Source organism: Streptomyces umbrinus (assembly GCF_030817415.1).
Classification (GTDB): domain Bacteria; phylum Actinomycetota; class Actinomycetes; order Streptomycetales; family Streptomycetaceae; genus Streptomyces; species Streptomyces umbrinus_A.
On sequence record NZ_JAUSZI010000002.1, the window covers coordinates 11,882,242 to 11,907,684 of the forward strand.

Annotated in this window: 20 protein-coding genes and 9 pseudogenes; 11 read left to right on the top strand and 18 right to left on the bottom strand. The window is 68.9% G+C overall.

Features of this window, described 5'->3' with window-relative positions:
- Positions 1 to 4 precede the first annotated feature (4 nt).
- From QF035_RS52985 to QF035_RS56120, 5 genes and pseudogenes are all read right to left on the bottom strand, one after another.
- Positions 5 to 289 (bottom strand): Rieske (2Fe-2S) protein, encoded by a 285-nt coding sequence (locus QF035_RS52985; RefSeq protein WP_307530181.1) that lies wholly within the window; start codon positions 287 to 289, stop codon positions 5 to 7.
- Positions 290 to 508: 219 nt separating this feature from the next.
- Complete coding sequence (locus tag QF035_RS52990; protein ID WP_307530182.1) at positions 509 to 1,735, bottom strand: monooxygenase; 1,227 nt, start codon at positions 1,733 to 1,735, stop codon at positions 509 to 511.
- A gap of 86 nt (positions 1,736 to 1,821) precedes the next feature.
- Positions 1,822 to 2,271, bottom strand: a complete 450-nt coding sequence (locus QF035_RS52995; protein ID WP_307530184.1) for an aromatic-ring hydroxylase C-terminal domain-containing protein — start codon at positions 2,269 to 2,271, stop codon at positions 1,822 to 1,824.
- 96 nt (positions 2,272 to 2,367) lie between these two features.
- Complete coding sequence (locus QF035_RS53000; protein ID WP_307530186.1) at positions 2,368 to 2,562, bottom strand: FAD-dependent monooxygenase; 195 nt, start codon at positions 2,560 to 2,562, stop codon at positions 2,368 to 2,370.
- A 214-nt stretch (positions 2,563 to 2,776) separates the two neighbouring features.
- Positions 2,777 to 3,589, bottom strand: a pseudogene (locus QF035_RS56120) (FAD-dependent monooxygenase); the annotation flags it as partial.
- Between QF035_RS56120 and QF035_RS53005 the strand changes: the two are divergent.
- The gene (locus tag QF035_RS53005) at positions 3,530 to 4,750 is read left to right on the top strand and encodes an IS110 family transposase (RefSeq protein ID WP_307532006.1); all 1,221 of its coding nucleotides are present in this window, start codon (positions 3,530 to 3,532) and stop codon (positions 4,748 to 4,750) included. The pseudogene QF035_RS56120 and the gene QF035_RS53005 overlap by 60 nt on opposite strands.
- Positions 4,751 to 4,920: 170 nt before the next feature.
- On the opposite strand, the gene QF035_RS53010 is transcribed toward QF035_RS53005, so the two are convergent.
- Complete coding sequence (locus QF035_RS53010; RefSeq protein ID WP_307530188.1) at positions 4,921 to 6,150, bottom strand: GNAT family N-acetyltransferase; 1,230 nt, start codon at positions 6,148 to 6,150, stop codon at positions 4,921 to 4,923.
- 189 nt (positions 6,151 to 6,339) lie between these two features.
- Positions 6,340 to 6,792 (bottom strand): annotated as a pseudogene (locus QF035_RS53015) (transposase); the annotation flags it as partial.
- A gap of 507 nt (positions 6,793 to 7,299) precedes the next feature.
- Here QF035_RS53015 and QF035_RS53020 point away from each other — a divergent pair.
- From QF035_RS53020 to QF035_RS53035, 5 genes and pseudogenes are all read left to right on the top strand, one after another.
- Positions 7,300 to 8,175, top strand: a complete 876-nt coding sequence (locus QF035_RS53020) for an IS110 family transposase (protein WP_307530189.1) — start codon at positions 7,300 to 7,302, stop codon at positions 8,173 to 8,175.
- Between the two features lie 56 nt (positions 8,176 to 8,231).
- Positions 8,232 to 8,786 carry a hypothetical protein gene (locus QF035_RS53025; RefSeq protein WP_307517526.1) on the top strand — a complete coding sequence of 185 codons (555 nt, stop codon included), beginning with the start codon at positions 8,232 to 8,234 and terminating at the stop codon, positions 8,784 to 8,786.
- A 45-nt stretch (positions 8,787 to 8,831) separates the two neighbouring features.
- Entirely contained in the window at positions 8,832 to 10,364 is a 1,533-nt protein-coding gene (locus QF035_RS53030) for an ISKra4 family transposase (protein ID WP_307517527.1), read from the top strand.
- A gap of 12 nt (positions 10,365 to 10,376) precedes the next feature.
- Positions 10,377 to 10,634 (top strand): annotated as a pseudogene (locus tag QF035_RS56125) (transposase); the annotation flags it as partial.
- Positions 10,635 to 10,643: 9 nt separating this feature from the next.
- Positions 10,644 to 10,820, top strand: coding sequence for a hypothetical protein (locus QF035_RS53035; RefSeq protein WP_307519953.1), 177 nt, complete (start codon positions 10,644 to 10,646; stop codon positions 10,818 to 10,820).
- A gap of 18 nt (positions 10,821 to 10,838) precedes the next feature.
- Here QF035_RS53035 and QF035_RS53040 read toward each other — a convergent pair.
- The 3 genes and pseudogenes from QF035_RS53040 to QF035_RS53050 all read right to left on the bottom strand — a co-directional run.
- A pseudogene (locus QF035_RS53040) lies at positions 10,839 to 11,506 on the bottom strand (helix-turn-helix domain-containing protein); the annotation flags it as partial.
- A gap of 382 nt (positions 11,507 to 11,888) precedes the next feature.
- A complete protein-coding gene (locus QF035_RS53045) occupies positions 11,889 to 13,028 on the bottom strand; it encodes an IS110 family transposase (protein WP_307530191.1) in 1,140 nt (379 codons plus the stop codon).
- A gap of 38 nt (positions 13,029 to 13,066) precedes the next feature.
- Positions 13,067 to 13,623: pseudogene (locus tag QF035_RS53050) on the bottom strand (GNAT family N-acetyltransferase).
- 237 nt (positions 13,624 to 13,860) lie between these two features.
- Between QF035_RS53050 and QF035_RS53055 the strand changes: the two are divergent.
- The 3 genes and pseudogenes from QF035_RS53055 to QF035_RS56340 form a co-directional block, all read left to right on the top strand.
- Positions 13,861 to 14,211 carry a Pycsar system effector family protein gene (locus tag QF035_RS53055; RefSeq protein WP_307530194.1) on the top strand — a complete coding sequence of 117 codons (351 nt, stop codon included), beginning with the start codon at positions 13,861 to 13,863 and terminating at the stop codon, positions 14,209 to 14,211.
- 742 nt (positions 14,212 to 14,953) lie between these two features.
- Positions 14,954 to 15,079 (top strand): annotated as a pseudogene (locus QF035_RS53060) (ATP-binding protein); the annotation flags it as partial.
- 247 nt (positions 15,080 to 15,326) lie between these two features.
- Positions 15,327 to 16,082: pseudogene (locus QF035_RS56340) on the top strand (phosphatase PAP2 family protein); the annotation flags it as partial.
- Here the strand turns inward: QF035_RS56340 and QF035_RS53070 are convergent.
- Together QF035_RS53070 and QF035_RS53075 are read right to left on the bottom strand one after the other, a co-directional pair.
- A complete protein-coding gene (locus QF035_RS53070; protein WP_307530196.1) occupies positions 16,008 to 16,685 on the bottom strand; it encodes a response regulator in 678 nt (225 codons plus the stop codon). The pseudogene QF035_RS56340 and the gene QF035_RS53070 overlap by 75 nt on opposite strands.
- A gap of 7 nt (positions 16,686 to 16,692) precedes the next feature.
- Positions 16,693 to 18,141, bottom strand: a complete 1,449-nt coding sequence (locus QF035_RS53075) for a sensor histidine kinase (RefSeq protein WP_307532008.1) — start codon at positions 18,139 to 18,141, stop codon at positions 16,693 to 16,695.
- 181 nt (positions 18,142 to 18,322) lie between these two features.
- Here QF035_RS53075 and QF035_RS53080 point away from each other — a divergent pair.
- Positions 18,323 to 19,028, top strand: a pseudogene (locus tag QF035_RS53080) (AAA family ATPase); the annotation flags it as partial.
- 88 nt (positions 19,029 to 19,116) lie between these two features.
- Here the strand turns inward: QF035_RS53080 and QF035_RS53085 are convergent.
- From QF035_RS53085 to QF035_RS53100, 4 genes and pseudogenes are all read right to left on the bottom strand, one after another.
- A pseudogene (locus QF035_RS53085) lies at positions 19,117 to 20,095 on the bottom strand (transposase family protein).
- Positions 20,096 to 20,126: 31 nt separating this feature from the next.
- Positions 20,127 to 20,696, bottom strand: coding sequence for an alcohol dehydrogenase catalytic domain-containing protein (locus QF035_RS53090; protein WP_307530198.1), 570 nt, complete (start codon positions 20,694 to 20,696; stop codon positions 20,127 to 20,129).
- Positions 20,697 to 20,780: 84 nt separating this feature from the next.
- Positions 20,781 to 21,890 carry an NAD(P)-dependent alcohol dehydrogenase gene (locus QF035_RS53095; protein WP_307530200.1) on the bottom strand — a complete coding sequence of 370 codons (1,110 nt, stop codon included), beginning with the start codon at positions 21,888 to 21,890 and terminating at the stop codon, positions 20,781 to 20,783.
- Positions 21,891 to 21,908: 18 nt separating this feature from the next.
- Complete coding sequence (locus QF035_RS53100) at positions 21,909 to 22,673, bottom strand: SDR family NAD(P)-dependent oxidoreductase (RefSeq protein WP_307530202.1); 765 nt, start codon at positions 22,671 to 22,673, stop codon at positions 21,909 to 21,911.
- A 184-nt stretch (positions 22,674 to 22,857) separates the two neighbouring features.
- On the opposite strand from QF035_RS53100, the gene QF035_RS53105 reads away from it, so the two are divergent.
- Entirely contained in the window at positions 22,858 to 23,484 is a 627-nt protein-coding gene (locus QF035_RS53105; RefSeq protein ID WP_307530204.1) for a TetR/AcrR family transcriptional regulator, read from the top strand.
- A 173-nt stretch (positions 23,485 to 23,657) separates the two neighbouring features.
- Here QF035_RS53105 and QF035_RS53110 read toward each other — a convergent pair whose 3' ends face one another.
- Both QF035_RS53110 and QF035_RS53115 read right to left on the bottom strand, forming a co-directional pair.
- Complete coding sequence (locus QF035_RS53110; RefSeq protein WP_307530206.1) at positions 23,658 to 24,488, bottom strand: helix-turn-helix transcriptional regulator; 831 nt, start codon at positions 24,486 to 24,488, stop codon at positions 23,658 to 23,660.
- A gap of 129 nt (positions 24,489 to 24,617) precedes the next feature.
- Positions 24,618 to 25,379 carry an SDR family NAD(P)-dependent oxidoreductase gene (locus tag QF035_RS53115; RefSeq protein WP_307530208.1) on the bottom strand — a complete coding sequence of 254 codons (762 nt, stop codon included), beginning with the start codon at positions 25,377 to 25,379 and terminating at the stop codon, positions 24,618 to 24,620.
- Positions 25,380 to 25,443: the final 64 nt, after the last annotated feature.

Genomic DNA, 25,443 nt, shown 5'->3' on the forward strand with positions numbered 1-25,443 from the left:
CTTTCTAGGCGGTCACGACTGAGTCGCCGCTGATCTTCACCGGGATCGGGATCAGGCCGGTGGTCGCCGGCCCTTTCTTCATGTCGCCGGTCGCGGCGTCGAAGACGCTGCCGTGGCCGGGGCACGTGATGGTGCCGCCCGCCGGTTGGGAAACGGTGACGCCCGCGTGCGGGCAGAGCGGGTTGAGCCCTTTGACCTCGTTCTCCGACGGCCGGACGATCAGGACTTTGCCTGACGGTCCATCCACGATCGCCCCGCTGCCGACCGGGACGTCGGCCAGCTTGGCCAACGGCGTGCCACCGGAGCCAGAGGATCCTCCGGCGGGCCGGTTGGCGGCGGGTGTCTCGGACGAGCAGGCGGCTAGGGAAACCGGTGCGACCAGACCGGCTAGCAGGCCGCAGACAACCGTGCGGCGTGTTGGAGCTGGCAAGACAATGCCTCCTGAGCGCAAACAGTGGTGTTTTTCGGCTTGTTGACCTCAGTGAACTCACACACGTTCGACGCATCGTCAGGACTTGCGGGGGGAGACCGACATGATGCCCGTGCACATCTCGTCGCTGGTGCCGTCGCCCCACACCACGTAGCGCGGCGGCAGCTTCTTCAGCTGCGGCAGCAGTTTGCGCAGCCCCGCGTCGTGCGTACACGTCACCCGCAGCGTGTCCCCCGGGCCGACCTCCACCGGCGACGGCAGCGCCATCAGCCGCTGGTTGTCGAAGTTGAACTTCGGCACGTCCAGCACGACCTTGGCCTTCGGCGTGCCCGGGTTGAGTTCGACCTTTATGGCCCGCCCGAGCATGTGCATGTGGCCGAAACCGGCGAACAGCGTCATCGGCGCCTCCACCTTGTGGTCGCAGGACTGGGTGTCACCGGGCTTCGGCGCCCCGCCCTGGTTGCACTCCTCCACCTGTTCATCCGCCATCCCGCCGACATCCGCCCCGAACCGCTTCGTCACGTCCGCGATCGAGGCCGCCCGGTCACAGAGCGGACCCGACTCGTCGGCGGTGCAAGGCAGGTCGGTCGGCGCGTCGAGCGACCACGTCTCGAGTTCCCGGGTCTGCGGCGTGCCGTCCGTCAGCCGCAGCCGCACCGCCGAGCGGTCCGACCCGGTCGACTTGCCGTCGGTCGCGAGCAGGTTGTAGTGGATCTGGAGGACGAGCAGGCTGCCCGGCTCCAGTTTGTAGCCGGCGTCCTGGTCGATCAGCGTCTCCGTGGCGCCCGGCGCCCAGGTGTCCACCCACGACGCGTCCCCCTCTTCCACCTCGGCGCCGGCCACGCCGGTCCCGCCGAAGCACTGCCAGCCGAGGCCGGGGGTCTTCGCGTCCTGCTCGCGCACCGCGGCAGCGCCGCCCGGCGGCACCGCGTACACGATGGCGTGGTGTGCGATGGCGACGTTCTCCGGCGTGAACTGGGTCCCGGTCAGGAACGTCGTCTTGGTCAGGCCCGGATCGATCACCTGGCACCGGTACTCGTCCGTGCCGCCCTTCGGCGGCGCGGGCGTGTAGGCCTTGGCCATCTTCCGGTCGACGAACCGCTCGCCGGCGCGCAGCGGCTGCGGTGAAGCCGATGACCCGCCTGCGTGCGCGCTGTGCGAGCCGGTCGCGGCGGGCGCCGCACTGTTGTCGGCGTCCGACCCGCAGGCGGCGACAGCGAACGCCATCGCCAGCGCGATGGTGGCCGCCGCGAGCCTCAACCGCCCGGGCGGCGCTTTCCCTGACGGCGCTGCGTTGACTGCCATCACTAGCCTCCTACATACGGGTTGCATCGCTTATCTGGATGCCTACTTCTTAGCGAGCGAACCTGAGACGACTGTTAATGCGGTGCTCAGGCCGGTTGGCCGGACCATGTGCCCGGCGCACGCACCGGCGTGGTGGCGTCGAGGTCCTGCCCGGTGGGCAAGGCCCGGGCGACACAGCCGTCGGGCCGGATCAGCAAGGCGTCGACGTCCACCCGGTCCGTGCGGGCGGTGACGGTGTCGACCCGTCCGGTCCACGCGGCCGCAGCGTCGCGGACCTCCGCGCGGTCGACGAGGTCCAGCAGGAGCCCACGACCCTCACGCAGCAGGTCCGCCGACCGGGTCACCACGGTGACGACGTCCGGGTCGGGCCGCTCCAGGTTCAGCTTCATGTCCGGGCACAGGGTGCTGACGAGCCGGTGGTCGTCGCCCCGGTCGTACCGGACGTCCATGCCGGCGACGTACCGGTGGTCGTCGTCGAGGTCCATCAGGTCGGAGAACATCTCCCACAGCGCCCTCGTCTGCGGGTCGGGGCGCATCAGGGCGATCTGGGCCCGGGTGTTCTGCAGCAGGCGCGCCGCGAACGGATGCCGTTCGGCGGTGTACGTGTCGAGGATGTCCTCGCCGACCCAGCCTCATACCACGGCCGCGAGCTTCCAGCCGAGGTTCGCCGCGTCGACGAAACCGACGTTGAGGCCCTGGCCGCCGACCGGCGCGTACACGTGGGCCGCGTCCCCGGCCAGCAGGACCCGGCCGGTCCGGTACGTTGGTCGCCTGCCGCGCGGTGTCGATCCAGCGGGTGCCGGACGACATCGTGGTGATCGTGACATCGGTGCCGCTCACCCGCCGGATGCTGTCCTGCAATTCCTCGACGGTGAGCGGCTCGACCTGCCGCGGCGGGCCGTCGAACTCCACTGTGGACATCCGGCTCACCCCCGAGCCCGTGCACGTACACGCCGTGCGGCGTGTAGTGAAATCCTGGCCGCGGCTTCTCCTGGTCCACCAGGTCGACCACCGCCATCCGACCGGTGACGGTCGCGTCGGTGCCGGCAGAGTCAAAGCCGGCGAGCCCGCGGCGTTGCTGCCCGCGCCGTCGCAGCCGACGACGTACCGTGCGCCGGGTTCCCGCACGCCGCCGGTGGTCCGGACCTCGACGGTGACCGCGTGGTCGTCCTGCCGGATCCCGACCACCTCCTGCTCGCGGCGCACCTCGACGCGAGCCCGGTGGCGTGCCGGTGCAGGATCGCCTCCAGGTCGGGCTGCTCGATCCGGACCCGTCGCCGGTCCGGATCGGTGCGCCGGGTCGGGTCGAGCTTCTCCAGCCCGGCGAAGTGCTCTTTCGGCGCCATAGTGCTGTGACCACATAGGTTCACCGGCATGGCGTGGCAGCGTGCCCAGTAGGCGATCCATTCCCGGGCCGCCCGCCCGTGGACGAGGCAGCGGTGGTGGGTCAGTTCCTCGCCGAGCCGCCGCAGGGGAGGCGAGGTTGTCCGGCCGTTCGTGACGGTGTGCCCGCTCCAGCCCGGCCGCCCTCCCCGTTATGTTCTTCGCGGTCCTGCAAGAGGACCGCTGGCCTCCGGGCCCGGCATGACTGTGTCCCCCTGTCGAACGGATGACCTGGGGGGTGGTGTCACCGGGCCCGGGAGGTGCCGTCGGAGACGCTGATGAGAGGTCCGGCCACCGCCCGGTCCGGCGCAATGCCGGACAATCCGCGGGCGGCAGGTCTGCATAACGTGGATGCGCGCGTACGACACCACTGCCGAGGCCGGCACCGTTCAACTCCTTTGGAAGGGTGCGATGTTCGATACCAGCAGTGTGGGCGTCTTCCTCGGCATGGACGTCGGCAAGAGCGCCCATCACGGGCACGGACTGACCCCAGCCGGCAAGAAGGTCTTCGACAAGGCCATGCCCAACAGCGAGCCGAAACTGCGGGCGGTGTTCGACAGGCTGATCGCGAAGTTCGGCACCGTGCTGGTGATCGTGGACCAGCCCGCCTCCATCGGTGCTCTCCCCCTGACCGTGGCCCGGGACTCGGGCTGCCAGGTCGCCTACCTGCCCGGCCTGGCCATGCGCCGGATCGCCGACCTCTACCCGGGTGAGGCCAAGACCGACGCCAAGGATGCCGCGGTGATCGCGGACGCGGCCCGCACCATGCCGCACACCCTGCGATCGCTGGAACTGACCGACGAGATCACCGCCGAGCTGACCGTGCTCGTCGGCTTCGACCAGGACCTCGCCGCCGAGGCCACCCGCACCAGCAACCGGATACGCGGCCTGCTCACCCAGTTCCACCCCAGCCTCGAACGCGTCCTCGGCCCCCGCCTCGACCACCAGGCCGTCACCTGGCTCCTGGAGCGTTACGGATCCCCGGCCGCCCTGCGAAAAGCCGGCCGCCGCAGACTCGTCGAGCTCATCCGGCCCAAGGCCCCACGCATGGCCCAGCGGCTGATCGACGACGTCTTCGACGCGCTCGACGAACAGACCGTCGTCGTGCCCGGCACCGGCACCCTCGACATCGTCGTGCCCTCCCTGGCCGCCTCGCTCGCCGCCGTCCACACCCAGCGCCGGGCTCTGGAAGCCCAGATCAACGCTCTGCTGGAGGCGCACCCTCTTTCCCCGGTCCTGACGTCGATGCCCGGCGTCGGCGTCAGGACCGCCGCCGTCCTGCTGGTCACCGTCGGCGACGGCACCAGCTTTCCCACCGCCGCCCACCTCGCCTCCTACGCCGGCCTGGCCCCGACCACGAAGTCGTCGGGCACCTCGATCCACGGCGAACACGCCCCACGGGGCGGAAACCGGCAGCTCAAACGCGCCATGTTCCTCTCCGCCTTCGCCTGCATGAACGCCGACCCCGCCTCCCGCACCTACTACGACCGCCAGCGAGGCCGCGGAAAGACCCACACCCAAGCCCTCCTCCGCCTCGCGCGCCAACGCATCAGCGTCCTGTTCGCCATGCTCCGCGACGGCACCTTCTACGAACCCCGCGAGCCCGACACCGCCACCCCCGCCGCCGCATGAACCCCATACCAACGAATCACCCCAAACCCGGCACGACAGGGTTGACGAAAGACATAGAGGCACCCCCCCGCTCCTGGCTGGACTCACTCGCCACTTCGCCCGTCGGCAGCATCCGCCCCGACGGGTGACTATGGGCCGACGAGACTTGTGCAGGGTCGGCGAGCGCGCGGTCAGAACCAGTGCAGGCAGTGCGGGGGACGGTCGGCGCGGAAGAGGGAGTCAGCGAGGGTGGCCGCGCCTTGGCGGTGGGCTTGGATGTGTCCGGCACGTACGAGCGTGCTCGGGGCGGTGCCGCCGAGGTAGACGGAGCCCAGGTCGCGCACGTCCATGGACAGGTCGGGCTTCCGGTCCGTGGGGACGCAGTCAGCCTTGCCGTCCCGGACGGTCAGCAGGTAGCGGCCGTGTTCGCCGAAGAACGGGTCGTCGATGTCGAGGACGAGTTCGCCGTCCGTGAACCAGCCGCGCGCGGTCAGAGCACGCGGGACGTCCAGCAGCCGCGCCCAGAGCCAGTCCATGTCGCCGCTCACCTCGCCGGCGCGGAAATCCGCGAACTGCCAGCGCAGCGGGTGCCCGGGCGGGACGTGCTTGAACACGACCTGAGAGACCAGATCGTGTCCGAGTACGAACCGGGCCAGGGCCGTGAAGACGGCGTCGTCGGTGGCGATGGTCTCGTCGACCGTCAGGGTGCCGGACTCGACCGAGTAGCTGGCGTACCCGTCCGGGACGCCGTCGGCGTCCCGGTGGACGGCGACGTAGCGCGGCGCCGGCGAGATCGGGGGCTGCCCCGCGCGCAAGGCCCACCAGCGGTGCGGACGGGACAGCGCGCCGGGCTGGGCGCGGCGGTACCGGTCGTAGACCTCTTCCAGAATCTCGCCGCACTCGACCCGACGCAGCACCTCGACCGAGCCGTTGTCCGAGCCGGTCGCTGGTGCGTCGGCCACTCCGCGTGCCCGGGGAACGGCGAGGGCGCCCTTGTGGCGCGGCACCGTCAGCTGCGCCGTGTAGGTCGCCGGTCCGTAGCCGAACCTGCCGTAGATCGGAGCCTCAGAGGCCAGCAGCACGGAAAGGAACTCCCCGCCGGCCCGCAACTCAGCGAGCTGATGCCGCATCATCGCGCTGAGCACGCCCTGGCGCCGGTGCGAGGGCAGGACGCCGACGGCGGTCACCCCGGCGGCCGAGACGAGGGTCTCACCGGGCAGGGTGAGCTCGAAGGAGTGCGCGGCGGCGGTGCCGACAGGCCGCCCGTCCGCCGTCAGAGCGAGCAGACAGCGGTCCATTTCGAGCGCCGACCACCAGAGCCCGCCGCCCTCGACCGGGGGTTCCGGGAAGAGCCCGAACGCGGCATGGACTGTGTCGACGAAGTCGTCGAGATCCTTGTCGGTCGTGGGACGGATCTCCATTGTTGCCGCTGCCTCCTCGGGATGCCGGCACCACGACTCATGGTGTCTGGCCACAGTGCAGCGTTAACCCGTAGCCAGGGCAAGCGAATTACGGCCGGGGCCGAAGCCGGACACGGCACAGCCCGGTCCAAGCTCGGCCCCAGGGGTGAGTCGCGGTGGTAGGGCTCGGCGGCGGTGGTGAGCCAGGCGTCAGGCCGTGACGGGCAGTGGGCGTCCGCCCCAGCGGATGCCCTTCTCGCTGCGGACGCGGGCGCGTTCGCGTCGCTGGGCGGCCAGGACATCGGGGTGCCGAGCGTTCTGATTACGCCACCGCAGATAGCGGTGCAACTCGCGGGTCTGGACGCAGTGGTCGGGACGGTTCGAGTTGGCGAGCGTGAACTGCCGCAGCGGCCCGAAGTGCGCCTCGATCGGGTTGGCCCAGGAGGCATAGGTCGGGGTGAAGCACAGCTCGACCTTGTTCTTCTGCGCCCACCGGCGGATCTTCGTGCCCTTGTGTGCGGAGAGGTTGTCCAGGATCACGTAGATCGGGGCGCCGTCCGGGCGGGCGGCCCGGACGGACTTGAGCGCGGCCAGGCTGTTGGCCGCTCCCTTGCGACGGCGGTTGACGCCCCACAAGGTGTCGTCGCCGATCGAGTAGCAGCCCGTACCCTTCAATCAGGCTCGATCGGGCATGGGCGGCATCCCCGGGACACCGGTGCTGCTGCTCGCCCTCGCTGCTAATTAAGAGCTGCGATCAGGATCGCTACAGTACGGGCGTGCAGGTGGGCACCCGATCGGGCTGTAAACTCCGCGTCCGGCCAGGAAGGCCGGATGCGACTCGTAGCAGCCTGCCCATCAAAGGGCTCTTCACGACTCCGTCGGCCGGCCTTCCGGGACGCCCCGTAACTGCTGATTAAGAGTGGCGACTCGATCGCTCGTACGGACTTGCCAGCGGGTGTCCCGACTGTCTGATGATCGTTGCATCTATAGCCAGGAGGGCTGGATGCGGCTCTCGTACTCCTGCCCGTCATGGGGCTCATGTCGACTCCGTCGGCCAGTCTTCTGGTCACCTGCCATAACTGATTAAGAGCTGCGACCTCGATCGCTCGTACGGACTTGCTTCAGAGGTGGCCTGGCACTTCCTGTTCGTGTTCGATCTGGAGAGGCGAGATGACGCAACGGCCGCCACAGGTATGGGCCGGGATCGACGTGGGGAAAGGACATCACTGGATCACCGTGGTCGATGCCGATGGCGACCCACTGTGGAACCGCAAGGTGATCAACTCCGAGCCCGACATCCTGACCGTATTCGGTGAGGTTATGGATACAGCAGACCACGTGACGTGGGCACTTGACCTCGTTGAAGGGCCAGCAGCGTTGCTGCTGGGGACCCTGGCCAACCACGGTCAGAGTCCCCGGTACGTCACAGGCTCAAAGTTCGCAGCGTTCAAGAAGAGCTTCAGCGGCCAGGGCAAGTCCGACTTGAAAGACTCCTACGTCATCGCCGAGTTCGCCCGCTGTCTCCGGCGGCAGACAGTCCCGGTGCCAGCACCTCCGAGGATCACCAAGGAACTCACTCTGATCCTCTCCCACCGCAATGGCCTCTCAGTCGAACGCACCAGAACCATCAACCGCATGAGGGCCATGCTCACCAGCATCTTCCCCGAGCTGGAGCGGTCCTTCGATTTCGCCCGATCCGACGGCCCGCTGGTCTTGCTTTCCGGATACCAGACACCAGCAGCCATTCGGCGGATGGGCGAGAGCAGGCTCACAGCCTGGCTCGCCAAGCGCGGCGTGAGGAAAGCGGCAACCATCGCAGAGAAGGCAGTGACGGCCGCTAAGGCACAGGACTCAGCTATTAGCGGAGAGGACCTGGCGGCCGAGCTGGTAGCCGAACTCGCCCAGAAGATCACGCAGATGAACGTCCGCCTGAAGGAACTGGAAAGCAAGATCAAGGAAATTCTCTCCCAGCACCCCCAGGCGCCCATTGTCCTTTGGGTGTGGCTCTCCTCCAGGGAAGCCCTGAGCTGGGAGAACGCTGGTTGATGGTGTGGGCGGGGTAGGCGTCCTTCTACTGTGGCGGGTGAAGTAGGGGGGCGTCGATGGTGTCGTTGATCGAGGAGTTGGAGGCGCGGGAGGCGGCTGCCCGTGTCCGGGTGGAGGAACTCGAGGCGGAGATAGCCGAGTTGACCTCACGGCTGGTGGGTGAGCGTGAGGTGTGGTCGCGGCTGCGGGTGACGCGCGAGACGGTGGCCCAGGTGCTCGCTGAGCTGTCCGGGCAGGACGTGGCCGGGACTGCGCCGTTGCGGGAGCCGGTGGCGGCGAAGGCACCGGTGGAGCCCGAGGTGCGGGTGGTGGGGGCGGTCATGGTGCCGCACTGGCGGGAAGGTCTCACGACGGTCGTGCTGCCGGATGTGTACCGGGACATCGTGGAGGTGATCGCGGACGCGTCGGGGCCGATGCAGGCCAAGCAGATCGTGCCCCGGATCGGGCTGCCCGCGGTGACCGCGAAGATCGAGGGGACGCGGGGGAAGCTGAAGCGGCTGGTGGAACGGGGCTGGCTGATCGAGGACCAGCCCGGACGGTTCGCCCCCGCACATCCGGGGTCGGGCGGGGAATCGGCGAACTCGCGGAACGATAAAGGCTCTTCTCTCTAACTTCGGAGGTACCACACCAAACCGAAGTCGCTGAAAGAAGAGCCGGTGGAACCCTACGACGCCTTCGATGCCATCGATCCATTCACTGCCGCGACAAGGGCCTTCGACTGCCTGAAAGGCGCGTTGGCCGGGCCGGAGTCGGCCGCGCTGTCCCATCACGAACTCGAGGACCTTGTCGGGCTTCAAGGCCGTGAACTGTTGCGGCTGCTGTTCCAAGCGCATCTCGATCTGCGGGAGAAGCGGGAGCGGGAACAACTGCTGCAGACGAAAGACCAGGTGGTCCGTGGTGCGGACGGACACGTACGCCCGCACCATGAGACGGGACATTCCCGCCTGCTGGCCTGCGTGTTCGGCACGGTCACCATCACGCGGTGCGCTTGGCGGGGCAAGGGCCAGAGCAGCGTGCACCCGGCCGACGCGGAACTCTCACTGCCCGCCCACCTGCACTCCCACGGCCTGCGTCGGCTCGCCGTCCTCGAAGCCGTTCGCGGCTCCTACGACCAGGCCAAGGAGGCAATTGACCGCAGCTGCGGGAGAGTTCTGGGCAAACGGCAGGCCGAACTGCTGGTCGTCGCCGCAGCGGTGGACGTCGATGACTTCTACCGGTGCACGATTCCGCACCCGTCGACCGCCGCGACCGCGCTCGTGATGCAGGTCGACGGCAAGGGCGTCGTCATGCGGCCCGAGGCTCTGCGGCCCGCGACACTGAAAGCACACCTGAACGGCCGGCGGGCTCTGCGCACCCGGCTGGCTCCGGGCGAGAAACCGCACCGCAAGCGGATGGCCACCCTGGCCTGCGTCTTCGATACCGACCCGGCCCCGCGTCGGCCCCATGACGTGATCGCCCCGCCCGAGGGCCGCAGCACCACACGGACGCCTCGCCCGGGGCCAAGAGCACAGCGCAAGTGGCTCACCGCCTCCCTGGTCCACCCGCCCGAGCACGTGATCGCCGCCGCATTTGACCAGGCCGAAGCCCGCGACCGGGACCATCTGCGCGACTGGATTGTCCTGGTCGACGGCGCCCGCCACCAACTGGAGTTGATCCGAGCCGAAGCCGACCGACGCCATATCAAGGTGCACGTCCTGCTCGACTTCGTGCACGTGGCCGAGTACGTCTGGGCAGCGGCCCACTGCTTCCACAAGCCCGGCACTCCCGACGCCGAAGTCTGGGTCGCCGCTCACCTCACCACGGTCCTCCACGGGCAGGCAGACCGAGCCGCCGCCGAGATCACGGCAGAGGCCGACCGGGCCCACCTGCACGGAACGAGGCGCGAAAGCGCCGACGCCTGCGTCCGCTACCTCACCGGACACCTCGACCAGCTTCGCTACGACACCGCCCTCGCAGCCGGCTGGCCGATCGCCACCGGCCCGATCGAAGGCGCCTGCCGCCACCTGATCGGCGACCGCCTCGACATCACCGGCAGCCGCTGGGGACTCGACGGAGCCGAAGCCGTCCTCACGCTCCGAGCCCTCATCGACAACGGCGACTTTGCCGCCTACTGGCGACACCACCTCGCCCGCGAACACGAACGCCTCTACCCCACCCCCGACCAGCACAACTACGACCTCACGGCCTGATCAGGAACGTCCCTGAAGGAGAGCCACACCCTTGTCCTTTCCATGCCCGGCTTCGGCGAGCTCCTTGCGGCTGAGCTTCTCGCAGCGATCGGTGATATTTCCAGATTCCCGAGTGCTGGACGGCTCGCTGTCGCATCAGGAATGGCCCCCGTCTCCAGGGACTCCGGCTCGAACACGGGGAACCGCCAGCGCCCTACCCAGTACAGTCGGCCCCTACAACGGGCCTTCTTCCTGTCCAGCCAGTCCGCGTGCCTGACCGCGGGGACGTGGGAGAGGGAGATGTACCTGCGCAAGTACCAGGGCTACACGCACGACAGGGGCCGCCATAAGAAGGCCGTCATCGCTGTCGCCCGCCAACGAGTCTCCATCCTGTGGGCCATGCTCCGGGACGGCCGGCTCTACGAGAGGGAGTACAACCCCCGCGAGAAGGCGGCCGACGAGGCTCAGGCGGCTTGACTAAACCCATTAAGAGTCGTGGAAGTAGGTGACGCCGTGGGTGCGGTGGTAGGTCGCCGGGACCCGGTCGGTGCGGCCCTGCCGGGCCCAGCAGGTTCCCCCGGTGGGACGATGCCCAGCGGGCCGAACTCGTCAAAAGCGAACATGCGGTCGGGGAAGTTCTCCAGGAGGTACTCGATCCGGTCGAGCTTGGCGTCGCGCTCGGGATCGGTGGACTCCTTCCAGGTCTTGGTCCGCTGGAAGGTCACGCCGCGGCGGGCGAGCAGGCGCCGCAGGGCCTCGCGGCCGATCCGGATCACCCGGCCGTGGACTTTGCGCAGGTAGGCGACGAGTTTGCGTAACGACCAGCGGGTGAAGGGCTGGCCGAGCCTGGCCGGACGGGTGGTGGCCGTCGCCACGACGAATTCTTCGTCGTCAGGGCTGAGCAGGCGGGGACGGCCTCCCGCCCACTGAGGGTCCAGGCAGGCCAGCCCGATCTCGTTGAACCGGTGGATCACATCGCGCACCGTGCCCTCGTCGGCCTGGACCAGCTGGGCGATCACCAGCACCCGGTTCCCGCCGGCCGAGGCCAGCAGCATCATCGCCCGCCGGTAGCGCACCGAAATGGTGCTGCCCCGCCGCACGATCTGCTGCGGACGCTGCCCCTCTTGGTCGGTCAGTCTGCTCACACGGACAGGCTCAGCCACCGCGCCTCCAGCGGTCGGAACGGACGTCACCGCACATCCAACCGCCACGACCACCGACCCGGCGAACCTATGCGGTCACAGCACTGATATGTGGGGTCGATCTGTCAAGGGGCAGCCTTCAGCGGCGTCCGGGATACGGGTCTCGGGCGCCGCTTGTGTGCATGGGGCCGGTCGGTGCCTGGTGGCGCGCGTGTCGGTCTCGACGCGTGGTCCATGCTGATACACGCGGGTTGGTTACCGCAGGACGGGCTGTTCGGCGGGAGCGCTTCCGCGGGTCTAGAGATCGAGCGTGGCGGCTGTCACCGCTGCTCATAGTGCTATCGCGGGTCGCTCCTCACGCTGCCGCCACCAGGTCGCCGGCCGGCCGGTTTGTGGGCCCGTCTCAGTCGGGCAGGGTGGCCAGCGACCAGCACCAGCCGGCCAGCTCGCGGGCGATGGCCACGTTCGCGACCACCGGCCGCTTGTGGTGGGCGGTGAAGGTCTTCCAGCGCTGGTTGAGCCGCTGGTTGCCCAGGTGTCCGCGGGCGCGCGCTGCGGCCGGTGCGCGTTGCCAGCGGGCTTGGATGCTGGCCCCGGCCCGGTAGCGCTTGCGGTGGTGCCAGGCGGCTTCGACCAACAGCCTGCGAGCATGGGAGTTGCCGGTCTTGGTGATCGGTCCTTGCGAACGGCACTGGCCGCTGGAGGACTCACTCGGTACCAGCCCGAGGTAGGCGCCGATGCTCGCTCCGGTGAACCGCTCCCAGTCGCCGAGTTCCACGGCCAGGGCGAAGGCGGTGAGAGTGTCGATTCCGCGCAGGCAGCCGAGCCGGGTGACCATTGCAGACCATGGTGAGTCGGTGGCCATCGCGGTGATTGCTTTATCGAGTCGGGCCCGGCGTGCCTCGGCCAGGACCACCGCCTCGTACGCGCTGTCGTAGGCGGCCTGCAGCGCCAGGTCGTCGAAGCGTTGCGCGTCGAGCCACGCGTGGTGCGCCGGCCTCCACGTGACTCCGCCGCTCCACACGAGTCCTTGGCGCAGCAGCAGTTTGCTCACCCGATGGCGGGCACCCATCAGATCCCCGCGCACATCCTCGCGCGCCCGCACCAGATCCCGGGCGGCTTCTTCGGCCGGCGAGGGCACCCGCACCGCGGTGAACTCGTCCAGGCGCAGCAGCTTCGCCAGGTGCACAGCGTCGCGTGCATCGGTTTTCACCCGCTCACCGGCCGGACGCTGCAGTCTCGAGGGCGCCAGTACCTCGCAGCGTATCCCCGCTGCCGAAAGAGCCCGGGCCAGGCCGAACCCGGTCGGCCCGGCTTCGTAGGCCACCGCCGCTGGACCGGGCAGGCAACTGATCCACCCCAGGACGTCAGCATGCTGCGGCGTGAGCCGACAGCGGATCAACTCCCCGGTCACCGTGTCGATCGCGCACGCCACCACGCTGCGGGCATGCACATCCAACCCGACGCTCGTACGCTCAGAAAACACCGGGCCTCCCGCAAATGTAGGCACTACCGGCCAGGCTGCGCCCGGCCGGCAACCCACGACAACTTGCGAGCGAGGCCCGGGCTCACGACCGGCACCTACATACCGTCTAGCTCAACCGAACGGTGTGACCGGCACCGCACGCCGAACCACTGCTCGGTGCCCCACTCCTCGAACCGCTCCAACTCGGTGAAGCCCAGCTTCGCTGCGAGACTCATCGAGCGGTTGTTGGCGGTCTGGGTGAAGAGCACCACCAGCTCGCCGGGGAGCGCGTCGGCGAACCAGTCGAGTGCCGCTGCGCACGCCTCGGCGGCGGACCCGCATCCCCACGCTTCCGGCAAGAACATATAGCCGAGCTCGGCCTCCCCGCCCTCCGGACGGACGTGTCCCGGACGCTCCGCGTCGCGCCGATCGAGAAGGGCGATCGTGCCGATCATGGCCCCGTTGAGAGCGACCACGAAAGGCCAGGGCGCCGCCCGGGCATCGCGCGCTCGAGCTCATCACGCGGGCGAGGGGCCACCGAGGTGGTGCGCACCTCTGGCGAGGCGAACAGTTCGATGAACGCCGCACGGTCCCGAGCCTCGGACTCGCGGAGCACGAGCCGTTCGGTCCTTATCGGAGCAGGTGGCCAGGCGACGGGTCCGAGCTGAGTCATGGCGGGCAACCTATCGCACCCCCGTGAGGGTGATCCGAAAGAAGAAGACCCAGCCCGGAGTCCCACTCTCGCCGAGTCCTGGGTCGGTGTCGGGGCAACCGATCTGCACACCAGTATCGAGGAACCCATCTACCTGACTCCCAAGAAGCGGGACTTTCGTCCGAGTTCCGCAGGTCCGACCCACAGGAATCCGGGAACCCACGCGTTTCAGCCCGCACCGACGGGAAATCGAGTCTGTTGCTCGCCTTCACCGGAGCTGTGCTCGCCGGGCTCACCTCCCTCGCCGACCAGCAGCTGCCAGGTGTCACCCGGGTCTTCGGCGTCCTCGCCTTGGCGGCCGCTTCCGTGCTGCTGCTCCTGGTCGTGCGGCCCCGCTTAGGCGGCAGCGACCGGGCGTCCTTCCCGTACTGGGCCCGCCTGGACGAAGACGGGGTCCGCGCGTGCATAGACGGCGACGCCCGGCCCGCCCGCATCCAGGTCCTGTCCGTGATCGCCCTGCGGAAGTTCACGCACCTGCGGCGTGCGGTCGACCTGATCCTGACCGCCCTCGCCCTGCTCCTGGTGGCCGCGATCGGCGCCCTGGCCTGACGGTCCTGCGTCCCGCCCCGCACCCCGCCGCCGATCGCGGCGGCCGGTGCGGGGCCGGGCGCAGGACCGGACAGCCCGGCCCGCGCACCACCCCACCCGGACAGGAGAGCCATGGCCGACACCCCTGCACACCCCGGCCCGCCCGTACGATCCGCACTCCCCGCTGGCGTACTTGATGGAGCTCGCCGCCGCGGCCGTCGACGAGGGCTCCGAGGAAGAAGAGCGCGACGCAGCCGAGACGACTGCAGCGCACCTGGTCTACCGCGCCTACACCTACTCGCTCGCCCTGGCCGTCGACCCCGAGACCTGGCAGGGCTACCCCGCCGTGCGCGAGCACGGAGCCCGCCGCTTCGAGGCAACCGCGGTGGCGTTCCTGGGTGGCGGCCTGTGGCTGCACCACACGCTGCGCATCACGGAGGCCGACGGGGCGAGCGACGTGCTGACGCTGATCGTGCCGTGCACCGTGGCCGCGGCTACACCGACCTCGTCCTCGACACGGAAGACGTCCTCATGGAACTCCTCGCGGAGCTCCGGCCCACCCACGGCCTGTCCCTGCACCACGACCGCACGCCGGACTGCCGCGGCGTTCAGTCGGTTCCGCCGTTGGGCGGCCACCGCTGATCACCCGAGCCGGGGTAGAACACCTGCTCACAGCACGTACCGCACGAGGCGCACCCACAGCGCGGACAGCCCAGGGTGCGCCTCTTTCCATGCCTGTTGCACGATGCGAAAGGAATCACGCATGACCTCGCTGACCTACCCCGAGCTGCCGGAGAACCCCCTCGTGGTGCTCATCGGCGCCTCCGGTGCCGGGAAGAGCACGCTGGCCGACACCTGGCCCGCCTCCCAGGTCCTCTCGCTCTGCGCCGCCCTGGGCCATCCACCCGATCGGTGTAGTGGCTCAGGCTGGGACGGCGAGGATCTCCGGGGGGTTGACGAGGGCGTGACACGCCTTCAGCACACCGAGTGTTAGCGGACTTCGCGGCCTCGTTCAGGATGGCCGTCCGGTGCTGTGGTCGAGAGATTCCGTACCCGTCAACCCTGACGATCGGCAGGGGTCGCTGTTGCCGTTCGGCTCGGGTTCCTGGCTGTCCCCGCTTCTACGTTCAGACTCCATGGAACAAGAACCACGAGAGAAGATCAGAGCTGGTCGGCTGCTTGGTGCTTTGGGCGTCCTGAGTGTGGGGGCGGGAGCGGTTGTCTGGCTTTCCCCAGGTGGGTTGGGGGAAGCCGGTGCCGTCCAGGTCACTGGAGGAGCATCGGCGTCCACGTACCGGTCGGTGACTCGGACGGTGGCAGATGCGCCGTCGTGGCTGGGCCCGCTCCTGGAATTAGCCACAGAGGGCACTCTGGTGCTTCTCGGAATGTTGCTGGCCTGGACGTGGTGGACAGCAGTCCGCCGCAAAGATCTACGAGGGGCCGCCGGATCGGTGTTGACTGGTTTTGGCACCGTCGCGGCCTACGCGGTGAGCGAAGCAGTGAAGCTGGTGGTGGACGAGGAGCGACCTTGCCGCGCGCTGCGCACGGGGGTCGGCGTCATCGCGGAATGCCCTGGCGCGGGAGACTGGTCTTTCCCGAGCAACCACGCCACCCTGGCCGCCGGGATGGCCGTCGGCATGGCCGTGCTTCGGCCGCGCCTTGCAGCAGCCACGCTGCCGCTGGCCGGAGCCGCTGCGCTGCTGCGTGTCTTGGTGGGCGTCCACTATCCGCACGATGTACTCGCCGGCTCGATCCTCGGCGCCACTGTGGTGGTGGCCGTACTGCTCACGGTGCTGCCGCTGGCTCAGCGGGCGGCATCACGTCTGGGATGGCGCGGGAACGATCCCGGCCTCGTGGGCAACGACCGCGGCAGCAGCGCGGTTGTCCACGCCCAGCCTCGCCAGGATGGAACTCACATGGGCTTTGACGGTTCCCTCCACCACATGCAACCGCCGGGCGATCTGCCCGTTGGACAGCCCACTGCCGAGGAAGGCCAGTACCTCCCGTTCCCGGGCGGTCAGGGAGTCGACTCGGGCACGGGCGGCGGAGCGCCGGTCAGCCAGGGCGCCCGCGCCCGTCGCGGCGAGGTGCGCGACGACCCGGGCCGCGACCTTCGGTGACAGATAGGCGGCGCCGTCGGCCACCGCCCGGACCCCAGTGATCAGTTCCTCGGGCTCGCCCGATTTGATCAGGAAGCCGGTCGCGCCACCACCGAGTGCTCGCAGGATGTAGTCGTCCTCACCGAACGTCGTCAGCATGACGACGCCTGTGCTGGGCGCGGAGCTGCGGATCTCCGCCGCCGCGTCGATGCCGTTCAGCCCCGGCATACGGATGTCGAGCACGGCTACCGCAGGGCGGTGACGTCGAACCAGTTCCACGGCCTCGTGTCCGTCGCTGGCCTCGGCGATGATCTCCATGTCCGGATCCGAGGCAAGAACGGCGCGTACTCCCGCCCGGATCATCGGCTCGTCGTCGGCGATCAGCACCCGGATCATCGGGCACTCATGGGGTGAGCGCGTCCAGGGACATCAGGATGCCGTCTCGGAAGCAGAGCCGGTAAGCGTCGCCGGACCTGTCGTCGAACCGGTCGGCCGTCATCGCGTAGTACTCGCACGTTATGCCATCTCCTGTCGGCTCGGCAGTCAGCGGTCGGTAGTTCGTTTGCCGGTCCGGCAGGAAACGCTCCACCTCAGAACGATCTTGCCCCACGCGTAGGCGAGAATAGTCACCAGGTTCCAAGACCGACCGAGACCCCGACAGCATCTCCCACCCCATGAGTGCTCCGCTCAGCGCCGCTCCTGTCACCAGGGGCACCATGACTGCAGCGACCAGGGCCTGGCTGACGCGGCGCCGAGCACGGCGATGTTCCTGCGGTAACTGGCCGCCGGTCCGGGAGGCCGCGGGCGCGCGGAGCCGTGGCGGCTGTGTCGCAGGTGCGTGCGGGATCCACGCGGCGACTGCAAAGCCCCCGTCGCGCGGACCATGGTCGAACGAACCGCCGGCCAAGCGCACACGTTCTTCGAGACCGATGAGGCCGCGCCCCCCACTTCGAGGCCGGGGCTGCAGGTTGGTCGCGGATGATGGCGGGCCGTTCTCTACGGCGACTCTTGATTCCGTTGCCGTATGCGTCACTTGGACGGTCGCCGTCGCGCCGGGCGCGTGCTTGGCAACGTTGGTCAGCGCTTCCTGCACGACCCGATGAACCGCCCGCTCCGCTACCGGTGGCAGGTCGTCTGCCGTGCCGTCGGTGTACAACTTCACCGCGAGGCCGGCCGCGGAGGCCTCTTCGATCAGGCCTGTGAGACTGGAGCCGTTAGGGTCCGTCGGCGCGTCACTGGTCTCTTCGCGCAGGACACCGATCACCTCGCCGAGACGCTCCACTGCGCCTGCCGCCTTGGCCCTGATGTCACCTGCGGCCCTTCGATGGTGCTCTTCAAGGCCCGGCGCGAGCTTCAGGGCACCCGCCGATAGGGCGAGGAGGCTGAGGTCATGGCCCAGTACGTCATGCATGTCCTGCGCGATACGCGCTCGCTCGCGCAGTCGGGCCTGCTCAGCGACCAGCTCCTGTTCGCGTTGCAGTTGTTCTGCACGCTCCCAACCGGCCCGGACAAGCTGCTGATACTGGCACCAGAAACGGCCCGCGAACCAGGGCAGCATCGTGGCGACGACCACCACTGTGACAAACCGGCTGGCCAACGGCAGCCAGGCAGGCACGACGGACAATGCCACGACGCCGGCCGCGAGAAGCCCAACCAGAGCGAGCACAGTGGGCGCCATCCGTCCAGGCCACCGTCCGGCCAGGAACGCGGCGATGGCAGTCGGGACAGTCCACCACAGGTCCACCATGCTCAGGCTGGCGGCCGTCACCGCGGCCGCTGTCAGAAGGCTCCCCGGCGCAAGAGTCCGCGGGGAAACATCCGTCCTGGTCGGAGTCCCACTATTGATCACCATGCTTTCCACAGAAGCGACGGTACGGACATCGGGAGTCGTCCGACACTGCCGAAAGTCCAATCTGCGCCAGTAACCGGCGAGCACAGCAGCTTGAGGGGCAGGCTGGCCAGACACGGCCAAGTCCCGGACGCGAGGCGAGTCTTACTCGCGCACGGAGACTGAACAGAAGAACTTGACGGGGAACGCGACGAACGTCGAACGCTCTGCCCGGGCCCCTCTGGTCGCCGCCGCCAAACGGCACGGCATGCCCGCCATCGCGGTCATGGTGTCCACCCCGGCTTCCGTGTGTGGAGCGCCAGGGCCCGCGGCCGGCCAACCGGACTGTGCCGGACGACAGGGTCCTCGCGCAGCACAAGGCGATGGTCCACTCTCACCCCGCGCTCCGGGCGGAGGGCTTCAACGCGGTTGTCTTCGCGGACAGCCTTCTGCGGCTGCTGCCGTTCCTGGAGCGGCTGAGCGGCGTCCGAACCGCCGACCTTGGGCTGGACGGCGGCAACGGTCTGGGCGATCTGCTGCTTGTGCGCCGCACTTTCGGACCGGAGATCGTGCCGCTGTGGCGGTGGAATCCCGGCTCGAAGGCCGCCGGCGGCGACCGCGTCGCGGAGATCCGCCTCGGTCAGATGTACCTCACCCTGGCCCTGCGTACCGACGTTGACGGCGAAGGGGATCTCGGGTTCGACGTGATGCTGCCGTGCCCGCACGACGACGAATGCACCGGCTACGCGTGGGCGCCCGCCTACAGCGTCACCTGCCTGTTCCGGGCGCTGAACGGCGAACTGGACGGTCACGAGGACATCGTCTGCACCGTCCACGGCGCATTCGACGACGTCGACGAGGAGGCCGACGACCACGCCCTGGAGGAATCCCGCGAACCGATGACCATCTAAGGGCCCCGGGGCGGCGCAGCATCGGCTAACGACTTGGTACGCGATTGAGGTTGGGGCGTGCTGGCCTGGCGGTTCGGCTGCTGGGTGATCAGTAGGCGGTCTGCCGGGCGAGTACGAGCTCGGAGCTCGTGCGCCGCCGGGCGGGCCTGCGGGCCGCGCGGTCGGAGACCAGTCCGGCGATGGCGGCGTGCGTTTCGGCGTAGGACTCTCGGCGGCCGAGGTAGCGCTGGAGCGGCCGCCACTTCTTCTCCTCGCCGATGGTGTGCTCCACGCAGATCCGTGCCGAGGACTGACGACGGCGCTCCTCGCGCCAGGCGTACCTCTCGCCCAGTGGCGCCTCGCCCTTCGGCTTGCGCGGCGGCGCCTGGACCTGCTGGGGGGAAGTCGTTGGCAAGGCCCGGTAGCCCTCGTCGACCTTCGCCCTGACGTCCGGGTGTAGCCGCAGCTGTTCGGCGATGCCTTCGGTGCGCATCGCGGTCTGGTCGTGCATCCGGCCGGGCCGGTCGGCCCCGGACCACAGCAGGCGCCCCGAGCCGTCGCTGATGGTGGTGGTCTTGGCGGTGTTCTGCTTCTTCTTGCCGGAGACGAACGCCTTGCGTCCGGGGCAACCAGCCTTGGGGCGGCGGACCTGGGTCTCGGTGCCGTCGATGCGCAGCTCGACGTCTTCGGCCTGGGCGTAGGCGAAGACGTCGGCCAGGGTGCGCAGGCGCAGGCCGGGCCGGTCGGGGACGGCGAAGCCGCGGGCGGCGAGCAGCGGGCGGATCTCGTGGAGGGCGCGGGTGACGGTGGGGCGGGTCACGCTGTACAGCTCGGCCAGTGCCGCGTGCGGCAGCTGCAGGCGCAGGTGGACCAGGGTGACCAGGACCCGGTCGGTGAAGACCAGCTTGTGGACCGGCCCGGCTCCGGCGGCCCGTTGGCGCTTCCCGCCCCCGTCGCTTGCGCAGCTGGGACTCGCACCGTGCCAGCCACGAGCCGGCCAACTCCTCGATCAAAACGCCGAGATGTGCACGATCAAGGCCGCAGAAGGCAGGATGGGACAAGGCCGCACGGGCCCGGTAATGCGTCACAACATCACCAACCCGTGCGGTCCTACTCACGTCATGGCTGGCCAGCGACCCGGGCCGCGTAGGACTTCGCGACCAGTTCCTCCACCAGAGCGCTCTTCGCCGTCGAGTAGTCCCGCCTGCCCTCCCTGTCGCAGGGGGCGGTCGCGTCGAGGGGCAGGCTGTCGGGGATGCGGAGTACGTAGCGCTCATCGACGACGATCTGCTTCGAGTAGCCGCCCTGGGTGATTTCCCCGTGCCGGTCCTTGGCGTTGTAGGTGGGCGTGCAGCCCTTCTCGCAGTACACCTCGAGCCCGGCTCGGCACGGCTCGCACTCGCCGCAGGAGTCGATGTAGGTGCCGACGCCGACACGGTCGCCGACGGCGAACTTCGTCACCTCCGGGCCGGTCTCGGTGACCACGCCGGTGATCTCGTGTCCGGGGACCATGGGGTAGAGGCCGGGGCCCCAGCCGTCGGAGGTCTGCAGGAGATCGGTGTGGCATACGCCGGTGTACTGGATGTCGATGCGGACATCGGCGCCGCGCAGATCACGGCGGGAGATCGTCAGGGGCTCCAGTTTGACGCCGGTGGACGGGGCGGCATAGGCCGCAGTGGTAGTGGACATGACACACACCTTCGAAGTGCTTCAAGGAATAGAGGGAGATCGGGAAAGAGGCGACGCCGGGGGTTCGCGGGGCCGACAGGTGGGTCAGCCCGCGGTTTCGGGGTGCAGGACGGCCTTGATCGCGGTGCCGTTGTCGACGTCGGCGATGGCCTGGTGGATGTCCTGGAGGGGGTAGTGGGTCATGAGCCGGTCCACGGGGAAGACCCCTTGCCGGTAGAGGTCGACGAGGCGGGGAAGGATCACCGACGGTGCGGCATCGCCGAGGGTCGTGCCGTGCACGCTGCGGCCGCGGATCACCTTCCAGGCATCGACGGGGAAGCTCTCGCCGGCCGCCACGCCGGTGATCGCAGCATGGCCCGTCTCGGCGAGGACCTCCACGGCGGTGGTCATGACGTCTGTTCTGCCAGCTGCCTCGACCGTGTATTGCACGCCGCCGCCGGTCGCGTCGCGGACGAGGTCGGCGACGTCGCCGTCGCGTGCGCTGAAGGCGTGCGTCGCCCCCAGCTCCAGTGCGAGGTCGAGTTTCGGCTGCCGGTTGCCGACGGCGATGATCGTGGTGGCGCCGGCGGCCTTGGCCGCCATGACAGCCGCTTGCCCGACCGCGCCGAGCCCGAAGACGGCGACGGTGCTGCCCGGCTCGACGGCCAGGGTGTTCCACACAGCCCCGGCTCCGGTCTGGATGCCGCAGCCGAACGGCCCCAGCACGCTGCGATCGACATCCGAAGGCAGCTTGACCGTGTTGCTGGCGTGGGCCAGCGAAAGGCCCGCCCACGAGGACTGGCGCATGAAATGCCCGAAGACGGTCTCGCCGTCGAGGCTTCGCAGACCCGTACCGCCGTCCAGACGGGTGCCGGTGAAGTTCATGGCCGTGTGCTGGTCGCAGTAGGGGTAGGCCCCCGTGCGGCAGTGCGCGCAGGTGCCGCACGCGGCCGCGCCCAAGGCGACCGTGTCCCCTGGTTCGACGGTCGTAACGCCGGATCCGACCGCCGCCACCGTGCCGGCCCCTTCGTGGCCGGCCACGAAGGGCAGCGGGAACTCCAGGGTGCCCTCGAGGATTTCGAGGTCGGTGCGGCAGATCCCGGAGGACTCCACCCGGACGAGGATCTCGTCCGGGCGGGGCTCCTCGACGAGGATGTCCTCCAGTTCGATGACGCCCCCGCCCCGGATGACGGCGGCTTGGGTCCGTAGTGACATGGCTCGTCTCCTCGCGGGTCAGAAGTTCTGGTCGGTGGGCCGGATCACGATCTCGTTGATGGCCCGGCGGCGCGGGCTGGTCGCGATGTAGGCGATGGCGTCGGCGATGTCCTCGGGGTGGAGCTTCTCGACGCCTTCGAAGCGCTGGCTCTCGGCTTCCTTGGCGTGTCCCTGCTGGTGGCCGAACAGTTCGGTGTCCACCGCGCCCGGTTCGATGACCGAGAAACGCAGGTTCCGGTCCCCGAACTCCTGGCGCCAGGCCTCGGTGGCCGCGGTCACGCCGAACTTGCTGGCGTTGTAGATCGCGACGCCGGCCGTAGCGACGCGTCCGGCCACGGAGCTGATGTTGATCACGTCCGCGACCTGCCGGTCCGCGCTCTTCGCCGCATCGAGAAGGTGCGGCAGGGCGGCCTTGACGACGTACATCACGCCCTTGACGTTGACGTCGACCATCTGGTCCCACTCGTCGATGCGCGCCCGGATCGAGTCGCCGTTGAGCATGGCGCCCGCGGCGTTCACCACGATGTCCAGGCGGCCCAGGCGTTCGACGATCGTGCGCACCGTCGCGGCGGCGGCGTCCGCGTCGGTGACGTCGGCGGGGATCGCCAGCGCCTGGCCGCCCTGGTCGGTGACCGTCTTCGCCAGTTCCTCCACCCGGTCCTTGCGGCGTCCGACGAGCGCAACGGTCGCGCCTTCCTCGGCGAGCCTCAGGGCCGTTGCCCGGCCGATGCCGCTGCTGGCGCCGGTGATGAGCGCCACTGTGGACTGCAGCCTGCTGGTCATGTGTCTGCCCTCCTGAAGGCATAGTCGCTGCTCAAACCCAATGTGTGAGGGCTCTTACTTAGCCCAATGTAAGAGCCCTCTAGCAGGAAGTCAAACCACCAGACCGGTGAAGGATGGGGCGCGCGAGAGCCGTGCATCTTCATGTAAGATCTCACTTACATTTAGTGATGGAAGGGAGGAAGACGTGCCGAAACGCAGCGCCTACCACCACGGCGACCTGAAGACCGAACTGGTCTCGACGGCCTTGCAGCTGATCGCCGAGCAGGGCATCGCCGCACTGTCTGTGGCAGAGGTGGCCCGTCGCGCGGGCGTCAGTACGGCGGCTCCCTACCGCCACTTCGCGAGCAAGCAGGCCCTGCTGATCGCCTGCGCCGTCGCTGCGGCGGGCGCACTCGCCGAGCGGATGCTCCAGGCCCAGGAGGAACTGCCGCGTGACGAGCAGGGGACGGACCCGGTCGAGGCCATGGCGGCGTCCGCGGCCGCCTACGCGCGCTTCGCCGCCGAGAACGGCTCCGGGCTCGACCTGATCTTCGCCCCCGACCTGCAGGACGCAGGCGACGAGGACCTGCTCCAGGCCGGACGCACCGTCATGGACGCGTTGCTCCCACCGGCCCTAGCCGTAACGGGCGGAGACGCGCGCAGCGCCCTGGACCTGCTGGAGCGGCAGATCGCGGGCGCCCACGGCTACGCGGCGCTCCTGCGCAGCGGCTTCCTCAGCCGCCGCCACCCGACGCTGGATGACATTGCCTCCAACGCGGCGGTCATCGCCAGAAGCCTGGCCCGCGAGGCACAGCAAGCCCCGCAGAACTGACCGACAGGCACGCGTAAGGGCGGAAGACCACGCCTTCCTGGCGAGTGCCCACGCCCGTTGTGGCCATCGCTCACTCAGCCGTATGTCCGGGTGGTTGCAGACACGCAGGGAGCGGGCCGTCCGGCCGCGGCCCTTTGGACGTGTCGCGGCCGGACTGGAGCACGGGTCACCGTCTAGGCGCCGACGGCATCGGACAGCTCTCGCAACTGGTGCTGCCCGTCGGTCCCGGCCGCAGTGAAGACCAGCAGGCCGTGCGCCTGGCCCGCGCTGAACAGGAGCTGGCAGTCGAGGTCGACAAGTCCCACCTCTGGATGCCTCACCCGCTTCTCGTAGCCCTCGTGGTGCGCATCGATCTCGTGCATGCTCCACAGCGTGGCGAACTCCTGGCTCTGTCCGAGCAGGGCGGTGACGATCCGCTCCGGGAAAGATCCCGCGCCCTGCTGGATGCAGGCCGTGCGCAGCTGGGACGTGAACGACCTGCTGTGCCGGGCATGGTCGGACTCGGGGTAGATCCGGCGGGTCTCGGGACGAGTGAACCAGCGGTACATCAGGCTGCGCTCCAGGCCCTCGTGCACGCTCTCGTCACCGAAGAGAGCGAGGGAGAGCGGTGTCTGCGCCAGGGTTTCGCCAGCCGGCGTGACGATCTGGGCGGGGCTGCCCCGAAGCAGGTCCAAAAGCCGCGACAGACCAACCGAGCGGGCCCTCTTCACCGGTTCACGGGCGGGCGCCTGCCGGCCCGCCAGCAGGAAGAGGTGATCACGCTCTCGCGGCGACAGCCGCAGGCCACGGGAGATCGCGCCAAGCACCGCCTCGGACGGCGCCGGGCCACGGCCCTGTTCGAGACGGGCGTAGTAGTCGGTCGACATCTGGCTGAGCGCGGCGACCTCTTCGCGGCGCAGCCCCGGGGTTCGTCGACGAGGCCCGCCGTGGAGCAGGCCTACGTCCCCGGGCTGGAGGGCTTCGCGGCGGCTGCGCAGGAAATCGGCGAATTGCTTTCGATCCACACGCTCAAGTGTCCACCAGACCCGTCCCGCCGGCCCTCGAAGGCCGAGAGCCTGAGCTGTCTTCGGGTCCGCCGGGCGGCAGGGGGACTGCCGCCCGACGGACTGTCCGGAATCGTCCCTGATGTTTCATCAGAGGCGCATGCCGCCGGAGACTTCGATGCGCTGGGCCGTGATCCAGCCGGTTCCGGGTTCCAGCAGTGCCGCGATCGCGCCCGCGATATCGTCGGGCTCGCCGACCCGCCCGAGCGCTGCCTGGCCTGCAATCACCTCACGAAACTGCACGTCATCGCGGATCGCCCCGCCACCGAAGTCGGTGCCCACCGGTCCTGGCGCAATGGTGTTGACACTGATGCGGCGCGATCCCAGTTCCTTCGCCAAGTAGAGGCTGTACGTGTCGACTGCGCTCTTGACGGCGGCGTAGACCGACATCGTCTCATTGACGGTTCGAGTCAGCGCAGTGGACACGTTGACGATCCGGCCCCCATCTGTAAGCAACGGCAACAGCGCTTGGGTCAGGAAGACGACGCCTTTCAGATGCACGTTCACCATGAGGTCGAACGCTTCTTCGCTGGTCTCGCCGAGCGGCGTGCGGGCGGCGCTGCCGGCGTTGTTGACCAGGAAATCGAATGTGTCCCGCCCCCATCGCGCGTCAAGTTCCTGGCGGACGGACTTAACAAACGCAGCAAACGCCCCGAAGTCGGTCGTGTCCAGATGGAACGCGACTGCCCTGCAGCCGAGAGCCTCGACAGCCGCCACAAGGGACGCGGCCTCGTCTTTGCCCGACCGGTACGTGATGATCACATCGACCCCGGCCTCGGCGAGCTTGAGCGCCGTAGCTCTTCCCAGGCCACGGCTTCCTCCGGTGATCAGACCGATGGCACTGCTACTCATGGATGGTCTCTCCTCTTGTCCTGCCACAGAATCGCTCCCGATAGTGGGGGAGCCGTTTACGGGA

Excerpts from the sequence above, each read along its gene's own strand:
- QF035_RS53010 (WP_307530188.1), bottom strand. The coding sequence starts at position 6,150 with ATGGAGATCCGTCCCACGACCGACAAGGATCTCGACGACTTCGTCGAC.
- QF035_RS53095 (WP_307530200.1), bottom strand. The coding sequence starts at position 21,890 with ATGTCACTACGGACCCAAGCCGCCGTCATCCGGGGCGGGGGCGTCATC.
- QF035_RS53035 (WP_307519953.1), top strand. The coding sequence starts at position 10,644 with ATGTACCTGCGCAAGTACCAGGGCTACACGCACGACAGGGGCCGCCAT.
- QF035_RS53025 (WP_307517526.1), top strand. The coding sequence starts at position 8,232 with ATGGTGTCGTTGATCGAGGAGTTGGAGGCGCGGGAGGCGGCTGCCCGT.
- QF035_RS53070 (WP_307530196.1), bottom strand. The coding sequence starts at position 16,685 with ATGATCCGGGTGCTGATCGCCGACGACGAGCCGATGATCCGGGCGGGA.
- QF035_RS53075 (WP_307532008.1), bottom strand. The coding sequence starts at position 18,141 with ATGGTGATCAATAGTGGGACTCCGACCAGGACGGATGTTTCCCCGCGG.
- QF035_RS52995 (WP_307530184.1), bottom strand. The coding sequence starts at position 2,271 with ATGCGCCCCGACCCGCAGACGAGGGCGCTGTGGGAGATGTTCTCCGAC.
- QF035_RS53115 (WP_307530208.1), bottom strand. The coding sequence starts at position 25,379 with ATGAGTAGCAGTGCCATCGGTCTGATCACCGGAGGAAGCCGTGGCCTG.
- QF035_RS53005 (WP_307532006.1), top strand. The coding sequence starts at position 3,530 with ATGTTCGATACCAGCAGTGTGGGCGTCTTCCTCGGCATGGACGTCGGC.
- QF035_RS53090 (WP_307530198.1), bottom strand. The coding sequence starts at position 20,696 with ATGTCCACTACCACTGCGGCCTATGCCGCCCCGTCCACCGGCGTCAAA.
- QF035_RS53000 (WP_307530186.1), bottom strand. The coding sequence starts at position 2,562 with ATGTCACGATCACCACGATGTCGTCCGGCACCCGCTGGATCGACACCG.
- QF035_RS52990 (WP_307530182.1), bottom strand. The coding sequence starts at position 1,735 with ATGGCAGTCAACGCAGCGCCGTCAGGGAAAGCGCCGCCCGGGCGGTTG.
- QF035_RS53100 (WP_307530202.1), bottom strand. The coding sequence starts at position 22,673 with ATGACCAGCAGGCTGCAGTCCACAGTGGCGCTCATCACCGGCGCCAGC.
- QF035_RS53020 (WP_307530189.1), top strand. The coding sequence starts at position 7,300 with ATGACGCAACGGCCGCCACAGGTATGGGCCGGGATCGACGTGGGGAAA.